At 65.7% G+C, this 597-nt stretch carries 1 pseudogene and 1 other annotated feature; the pseudogene reads left to right on the plus strand.

The features are described from left to right. Window positions 1–42 precede the first annotated feature (42 nt). Window positions 43–597: pseudogene (locus tag ACT3TZ_RS15245) on the plus strand (transposase); the annotation flags it as partial. Beyond that, window positions 342–476 (plus strand) — a sequence feature (AL1L pseudoknot). (Overlaps the previous pseudogene by 135 nt.)

A 597-nucleotide genomic window follows, 5' to 3' on the forward strand; every position in this document is an offset into this window, starting at 1 on the left:
AGTTTGTTGGAGGCTCCTGACCTTGGAAACGAGGATGGAGTCATGGTGTCGAATCAGGGATCTGGGAAGCCGACGACGCGTCGGTATTCGCCGGAGGAGAAGGCCGCGGCGGTGCGGATGGTGAGGACGCTGCGAGCCGAGCTGGGGACCGAGCATGGGACGGTCCAGCGGGTCGCGACGCAGCTCGGATACGGGGTCGAGTCGGTGCGGACGTGGGTCAAGCAAGCCGACATCGATGACGGGAACGTCGCTGGCGTGAGCACGGCGGAGGCGCGTCGGGTGCGTGAGCTTGAGCAGGAGAACCGTGAGTTGCGGCGGGCGAACGAAATCCTGAAGCGGGCCGCGAGTTTCTTCGGGGCGGAGCTCGACCGCCAACACCGGAATTAGTCGCGTTCATCGACGCGAACAAGAACGACGTCGTCGAAGGTCGCCCGCTTGGAGTCGAGCCCATCTGCAGCCTGTTGCAGGTGGCTCCGAGTACGTACTACGCCGCGAAAGACCGTGCCCCGTCGGCGCGGGCCATCAGCGACGCGGTGGTGACGCCGGAGCTGGTGACGCTCTGGACGGACAACTACCGCGTCTACGGGGTCCGCAAGC

This window comes from Brachybacterium sp. AOP25-B2-12, assembly GCF_052378625.1.
GTDB lineage: Bacteria > Actinomycetota > Actinomycetes > Actinomycetales > Dermabacteraceae > Brachybacterium.